Below are 7,500 nucleotides of genomic sequence, written 5' to 3' on the forward strand. Positions count from 1 at the left end.
GCCTTCGCTCGGGAGAAGCAAGCCGCCCTCAGCTACACCGCCTTCCGCCGCATCAACGAGACCAACACGGTCACAGGACGCCTGATCTCCGTGCCGGCCTCGCTCGCCTACGGGCAGCTCCTGAAGAACACCGCGATCGCGACGCTGACCGCGATGGTCGACCGCGAGATCGCGGGTCCCATTGCGATGAAGAACGAGGGGTATGACGATTTCTGCCTGTGGCTCTCGATCCTCAAGCGCGGCCACACCGCCTACGGCCTCGACGAGGACCTTGCCCGCTACCGCGTCAGGGGCTCTTCGGTCTCCAGCCGCCCAGCGCGCTCGGCCAAATGGGTCTGGCAGATCTACCGCAATGTCGAGCACCTCTCCCTGATCCGGTCGGCCTGGTGTTTTGCCCATTGGGGCGCGCGGGCCTGGCTGAAGCGGCGGGAATTCTAGCCACGGCGCCAAGCGCCCTGCCCGCCCGCCTGAAAAAATGGCGAAAACAACCCCATGCACAGTAGAGGTAATTAAATACCTCGACCCAAAGCCACTTGGCTATTGGCGAGTCCGGCTGTTGCCGATACCACTCAGCCGGCCGCCGTGGACAGTCTGGAACCGATCATGCCGTTTGAAAGYTACAAGAACAGCCGCATCCTCGTGACCGGAGGCGCCGGCTTCATCGGGTCGCACATCTGCGAGCGGCTGCTCGATGCCGGGGCCGAGGTGGTGTCCGCGGACAMTTATTTCACCGGCAGCCGGCGCAACATCGCCCATCTGATCGCAAATCCGCTGTTCGAGGCGGTCAGGCACGACGTCACCTTCCCGCTCTACATCGAGGTCGACGCGATCTTCAACCTGGCCTGCCCGGCCTCGCCGATCCACTACCAGCGCGACCCCGTGCAGACCACCAAGACCTCGGTGCACGGCGCCATCAACATGCTGGGCCTTGCCAAGCGGCTGAAGGCGCGCATCTTCCAGGCCTCGACCAGTGAGGTCTACGGCGATCCGCTGATCCATCCCCAGACCGAGGATTATTGGGGCAACGTCAACCCGATCGGCATCCGCTCCTGCTACGACGAGGGCAAGCGCTGCGCCGAGACGCTGTTCTTCGACTATTGGCGCCAGCACGGCCTGCCGATCAAGGTCGCGCGCATCTTCAACACCTACGGCCCGCGCATGCAGCCCAATGACGGCCGCGTGGTCTCATCCTTCATCGTTCAGGCGCTCAAGGGCGAGCCGATCAGCGTGTTCGGCGACGGCGGGCAGACCCGCTCGTTCTGCTATGTCGACGATCTCGTCGAGGCCATCATGCGGCTGATGGTGACGCACGAAGACATTACCGGCCCCATCAACATCGGCAACAATCACGAGTTCACCATCCGCGAGCTCGCCGAGAAAGTCATCGAGCTGACGGGCTCGCGCTCCAAGCTGGTGTTCAAGCCGCTGCCGCAGGACGACCCGCGCCAGCGCCAGCCCGACCTCACCAAGGCGAAGGCGGCGCTGAACTGGGAGCCGAAGGTCGCGCTCGAGGACGGCTTGAAGGAGACCATCGCCTATTTCAAGCATTCGCTCGAAATCGCCTGATCCGCTCGCAACTCCCCTCGTCCACAGCGAGCATGTCCGCCATGAGCGAACCGTCCGGCATCATCAGGGACCTGCGATTGCGGCTGGACTCGAAGGCTGCGCTGACGCTCCTGGTGCTGCTGCACAGCGCCGTCGCCTGCCTGTCGCTGATCAAGGTCGCGACCTTCCAGTACTATATCAGCTTCAGCGAGGAGCGCGTCTGGATCGCGGTCATCGTCGCGCTCGGCTTCTCTGTCGTTTCGCTGCTGTTCGTCGTCGCCCGCTTCAGCTTCGGCTATTTCGCCGGGTTCTATTTCTACACGATGATCCTCGGCTTCCTGTGGATCGACGTGTTCTCGTATTACAGCTACCCGCAATTCCCCGCAGGCATCTCGGCGGCGTTGGCGCTGGTGCTCTTCCTGCTGCCCGTGCTGTTCGTCAAGGCGCCGCTGCGGCAGCTCGTCACGTTGTCGAATGCCGGCTTCGAGCATCTGCTCACGGCTATCCTGGTGGTCTCCATCGGCACAATTGCCGTCGCCTCGACCTACAATTTCCGCCTGGTCGCGGTCGCAAACATCTACGAGTACCGCGGCGCGCTCGATTTTCCCGGCGCGGTGCGATATCTCGTCGGCTGGGTCTCCAGCATGCTGCTGCCGTTCGCCTTCGCCTGCTACTGGCTGCTCGGCCATCGCCGGCGCGCCGGCCTGGTGCTAATCCTGCTCCTGTTCTTTTACCCGATCACGCTGACGAAGTTCGCTTTCTTCACACCCGCCTGGCTGATCGTACTGGCCGTGCTCTCGCGCCTCCTGGAGGCGAGGACTTCAGCCATCGCATCGATCTTCGTCCCGATGCTCCTTGGCCTCATCCTGATCGTTCTGACGGGTGCCTCCATCAACAGCATTCCCGGCAAGTATTTCGACCTCGTCAACATCCGGATGATGGCGACCGCATCCAGCGCCCTCGACATCTACAACAATTTCTTCTCGAGCCACCCGCTGACCTGGTTCTGCCAGATATCAGTCCTCAAGCCGCTGACGCATTGTCCCTACCAGGCGCCGCTGGCGGTCGTGATGCAGGAGGCCTACGACCTCGGCAACCTGAATGCGTCGTTGTTTGCGACCGAAGGGGTCGCATCGGTCGGCCTCTATCTTGCGCCTTTGACCGCGCTCGCATCGGGCTTCGTGCTGGCGCTCGGCAACCGTGCCTCCGCGGGACTTCCCGCCCGCTTCGTCCTGATGTCATCAGGCGTGCTTCCGCACGTCCTGCTCAACGTGCCGCTCTCGGTTGCCATGCTCACCCACGGCATCGCGATCCTGTTCCTGCTCTGGTACGTGATGCCCCGCAGCCTGTTCGAACCGAAGTCGTGACGCCGTGCGCATCCTGATCCTCAACGCCGACTATCCTCGCTTCCTCTCCTGGCTCTACCGGCGCCGGCCGGGTCTCGAGAACGAGCCCTATGCGGCGCAGATGGCGGTGCGGAACGCCAGCCTGTTCGGCGTCGCCGATTTCTACTCGCGCAATTTCGCCGGCCTCGGGCACACAGCCGCCGACATCCATGTCAACAATCCCTGGATGCGGGCAGCCTGGGCACGCGAGCATGGCCTTGCCGTCACCGAGCCGCCGCCGCCCGGCGCGCCGGCCGCGCGCGATGCCGTTCCTGGCTGGMTGCAACGCGCGGTCGCGCCGTTTAAGCCGATGCTGAGACCGCTCGCGCGCAAGGTCGGCCTCAGCCCGCGTCTCGACGCGGAAGCCGAAACTATCCTGCTGGCGCAGATCGAGGACTTCAAACCCGATCTCGTCCTCAACCAGGATCTGTTTCACGTCGACACGCACCTTGCGCGCCGGATCAAGCAGATCGGCCGCCCGATCCTGATCGGCCAGGTCGGCATCGTTCCTTCGCGCGGCGAGGACTGGTCGGCCTACGACTTGATGATCTCGCAGCTTCTCAGTGTCGTTCATTCCTTCCGCAATGCCGGCGTCAGATCCGAGGTGGTTCATCTGGCCTTCGAGCCTGATATCCTTAACGTTCTACCGCCTGCGCCCGAACGCAGCATCGACATCTCCTTCGTCGGCGCCGTGTCGGCAGATCACCAGCAACGGGTGGCACAACTCGAAGCGGTGGCTCGGAGATACGATCTGAAGCTCTACGGCAGCGGCCTGCATACCCTCCCCGCCTCCTCGCCGCTGCACCGCTGCTACCAGGGCGAGGTGTGGGGCGTGGAGATGTACCAGGCGCTCCGCGCCTCCCGCCTCACGCTCAACTCGCATATCGACATGGCCGGCCGCGAGGCCGGCAATGCGCGGCTGTTCGAAGCGACCGGCGTCGGCGCCTTCCTGCTCACCGATTTCAAGGACAATCTGGATACGCTGTTCGCGCCCGAACGCGAGGTCGCGGCATGGCGCACGGTCGGGGACTGCCTTGCGCAGATCGAACGCTATCTCGCCGACGACGCGGCTCGCCTGTCCATTGCGAAGGCGGGCCAGGCCAGGACCTTTGCGGCCCATACCTTCCGCCGGCGCGTCGAGGAGATCCTGGCCTTCGTCGGTTAAATCCCCGCCGGCCGGTACGACGATTGCCATCTTCCGTCCGCCCTTGACGGTCCCGGCCAAAATGGCCAAAGTGCGCAGCGATACAGCTATGTCACTCTAATTACAGCGCTTTTTGTCGAGGCCCAGGATGGAACACGTCGAACATGTTCGATTCGGCGACCAGCTCTACGCGATCATCGTGCGCGCCTCGTTCCGCGAGCCGGGTATCCATTTCTTCTCGTCGCCGGAACTGTCGCAGCAGCTCGCCTATATGAGCCATCCGAAGGGCAAGAGCATCGAGCCGCATCGCCACAACAAGGTGACGCGTGAGGTGCACTACACCCAGGAAGCCCTCCTGATCCAGAAGGGCAAGCTCCAGGTCGACTTCTACACCGTCGAGGAGAACTATCTCGAAAGCCGCGTGCTCGGTGCCGGCGACATCATCCTGCTCTGCAGCGGCGCCCACGGCTTCCACGTTCTCGAACCGCTCGAGATGTTCGAGATCAAGCAGGGTCCCTATTCCGGCGAAGACGACAAGACGCGGTTTGCCGAAGTCTCCCGGTCCGAAATCCGGATCAAGGGCCCTGGCCAGTGACCGCGCCGTTCATTCCCGTCAACACGCCGCTGCTCGACGGCAACGAGGCCGACTATCTCGCCGAATGTATCCGGACCGGATGGATCTCRTCGGAAGGACCGTTCATCAAGCGCTTCGAGCAGGCGATGGCCGAGGTTGCGGGGCGGCGCCATGGCATCGCGGTGACCAACGGCTCCGTCGCACTCGACATCGCCGTTCATGCGCTCGGGCTCGAGCAAGGTTCGGAGGTCATCATCCCGACCTTCACGATCATCAGCTGCGCCGCCGCCCTGGTGCGGGCGGGCCTCGTGCCGGTCGGGGTCGACTGCGATGCCGCGACCTGGAACATGACGGCCGACCGCGTCGAAGCCGCAATCACGCCGCGCACGCGCGCGATCATGCTGGTTCACATCTACGGCCTGCCGGTCGATCTCGATCCGATCCTGGCGCTCGCACGCAAGCACGACCTGAAGGTGATCGAGGACGCTGCCGAGATGCACGGCCAGACCTATCGCGGCGCGCCCTGCGGCGGCTTCGGCGACGTCTCGACCTTCAGCTTCTATCCCAACAAGCACGTCACGACCGGTGAAGGCGGTATGATCCTCACCGACGACGACGCGCTCGCCGACCGCCTGCAGGGCCTGCGCAATCTCTGCTTTCAGCCGCAGCAGCGTTTCGTCCACGAGGAGCTCGGCTGGAACGCGCGCATGACCAACCTCCAGGCCGCGCTCGGCGTCGCCCAGGTCGAGCGCCTGTCGCGCACGGTCGAGATCAAGCGCCGGATCGGCCGGCTTTATGACGAGCATCTTGCGGGCCTCAACCGCATCCGCCGCCCGGTTGCCCGCACCGGCTATGCCGACAACATCTACTGGGTCTACGGCATCGTGCTGAACGAGGACGTACCGTTCGACGCCAAGGAAGCGATGCGCCGCCTCGGCGAAAAAGGCATCGGGACGCGGCCGTTCTTCTGGTGCATGCACGAGCAGCCGGTGCTGCGCCGGATGGGACTGATGCTCGCCGAATCCCATCCGAACGCGGAATACATCGCCCGCCGCGGTTTTTACCTGCCGAGCGGCCTTGCCTTGACCGACGACGAGATCGCGCGCTCCGCACAGGCGCTGAAGGAGATTTTGGCGTGACGGTGTTCGCCGAATACGCGCCCTGGTACGATCTCCTCTACCGGGACAAGGACTACGCGGCGGAGGCCGCGTTCGTCGCAGCGCGCCTGCGCGACCACGGCACCACCTCGGGCAGGCTGCTCGATCTCGGCTGCGGCACCGGCCTGCATGCTCTCGCCTTCGCGCGCGAGGGCTGGACCGTTGCCGGCATCGATCTCAGCCACGAGATGATCGCGAGTGCCAAGGCCCGCGCCGAGCAGGCCGGCCTTTCGATTCCGTTCCGGCAGGGCGATGCCCGTGAAGCCGGTCCCGAGCGCGACTTCGACGCGGTGGTGTCGCTGTTCCACGTTGCGAGCTACCAGACCAGCCGCGATGCGCTGGCGGCCATGTTTCGCACCGCGCACGCCGCATTGAAGCCCGGCGGCGTGTTCTTCTTCGACTATTGGTACGGCGGCGCCGTGCTGGCGCAGGGCGTCGAGACCAGGGTCAAGGTGATCGAGCAGAAGCCGCTGCGTCTCACCCGCATCGCGCAATCCGACCACGACGAGCAGGCCGCGACCGTCACCGTGAACTACACGTTGTTCTGCGAGGACACGGATCGCGCCACGATCCGGCGTGTCGAGGAAGCGCACCACCTGCGCTACTGGTTTCCGTTCGAGATCGATGCGGCGCTCGAGGCGAGCGGCTTTCGGCCCGCCGTCCACGCCGCCTGGCTGACACAGGACGCACCGCACACGAAGAGCTGGGCCGCCTACGCGGTCGCCAGAAAGAGCGGCACGCCGTGAGACCCCTGCGGCTCGCCGTCATGCTGGAGCAGGCGCTCGAGGTTGGTGGCGGCTTTCAGCAGCCGCTCAACGACTTGCTCTGGCTGCGTGACTGGGCGGCCGCCTCCGGCAATGAGATCGTGGTGTACTCGCCCTATCCGAAGACGCTGGACATCCTGAAGGAGTTCGGCGTCGCAGCCCGCCTGCTCAAGTTCGGCGTGCTCGACTATGCCTTCCTGTTTCTGAAATATTGCGGGCCGTTCGATCTCGTGCAGATCGCGCTGAAGCTGAGATCGCCGTTCGAACGCGCGTTGATCCGCGACGGCATCGACGTCGTGCACTTCACCTCGACTTCGAAGCGGCACCTTTTGCTCTMCCAGCTGCCCTTCATCATCACGATCTTCGACGGTTGCCATCGCGACGCGCCCGAGTTTCCGGAGGTCCGGACCTTCGGCGAGTTCGAGCGCCGCGAGATCCTGTTCGGCCTCGCGAGCACCAAGGCCGCGATCGTGATCGTCAATGCGCCCGAGCTGATCGACGATCTCTGCCGCCGCTACGCCATGGAACGGGAGCGCGCGGTCTGCATCCCGTTCTCGCCTTCGGCCTATGTCAGCCAGTCAGCACCTGACGCTGCCGCTGATGCGGCGGTGCTGGCGAAGTACGGGCTCGAGCCGGGCTATCTGTTCTATCCGGCGCAGTTCTGGCCGCACAAGAACCACATGACGCTGCTCGCCGCACTCGCGCTGCTGCGCGAGCGCGGCATCACCGAACGGCTGGTGCTGTGCGGCTCGGACCGCGGCGGCCGCGACAAGGTCAACGCCGCGATCCGCACTTACGGATTGTCGGATCAGATCTCAATCGTCGGCTTCGTCGCGTCCGACGAACTCGGCGCGCTCTACCGCGGCGCCGCGGCGCTGGCGATGCCGAGCTATTTCGGCCCGACCAACCTGCCGCCGATGGAGGCCTGGGC

General features: G+C 64.6%; 7 protein-coding genes and 1 pseudogene. All 8 read left to right on the forward strand.

Going from position 1 to position 7,500, the window contains the following annotated elements; genetic code table 11:
- Positions 1–438: pseudogene (locus AC1D00_RS18130) on the forward strand (glycosyltransferase family 2 protein); the annotation flags it as partial.
- Positions 439–603: 165 nt separating this feature from the next.
- Positions 604–1,566, forward strand: a complete 963-nt coding sequence (locus tag AC1D00_RS18135; RefSeq protein ID WP_477011595.1) for a UDP-glucuronic acid decarboxylase family protein — start codon at positions 604–606, stop codon at positions 1,564–1,566.
- A gap of 41 nt (positions 1,567–1,607) precedes the next feature.
- Positions 1,608–2,912: a hypothetical protein gene (locus tag AC1D00_RS18140; protein WP_477011596.1), complete on the forward strand. Its 1,305-nt coding sequence runs from the start codon at positions 1,608–1,610 to the stop codon at positions 2,910–2,912.
- A gap of 4 nt (positions 2,913–2,916) precedes the next feature.
- Positions 2,917–4,095, forward strand: coding sequence for a CgeB family protein (locus tag AC1D00_RS18145; protein WP_477011597.1), 1,179 nt, complete (start codon positions 2,917–2,919; stop codon positions 4,093–4,095).
- A 127-nt stretch (positions 4,096–4,222) separates the two neighbouring features.
- Positions 4,223–4,669: a cupin domain-containing protein gene (locus tag AC1D00_RS18150; RefSeq protein ID WP_027545045.1), complete on the forward strand. Its 447-nt coding sequence runs from the start codon at positions 4,223–4,225 to the stop codon at positions 4,667–4,669.
- Positions 4,666–5,787: a DegT/DnrJ/EryC1/StrS family aminotransferase gene (locus AC1D00_RS18155; protein ID WP_477011598.1), complete on the forward strand. Its 1,122-nt coding sequence runs from the start codon at positions 4,666–4,668 to the stop codon at positions 5,785–5,787. The genes AC1D00_RS18150 and AC1D00_RS18155 overlap by 4 nt, the downstream gene beginning before the upstream one ends.
- Positions 5,784–6,551 (forward strand): class I SAM-dependent DNA methyltransferase, encoded by a 768-nt coding sequence (locus AC1D00_RS18160; protein WP_477011599.1) that lies wholly within the window; start codon positions 5,784–5,786, stop codon positions 6,549–6,551. The genes AC1D00_RS18155 and AC1D00_RS18160 overlap by 4 nt, the downstream gene beginning before the upstream one ends.
- Positions 6,548–7,500, forward strand: a 953-nt coding sequence (locus AC1D00_RS18165; RefSeq protein ID WP_477011600.1) for a glycosyltransferase, incomplete at its 3' end; no start/stop codon positions are given. The genes AC1D00_RS18160 and AC1D00_RS18165, both read left to right, overlap by 4 nt.

The organism is Bradyrhizobium sp. P2_E8 (assembly GCF_056403875.1).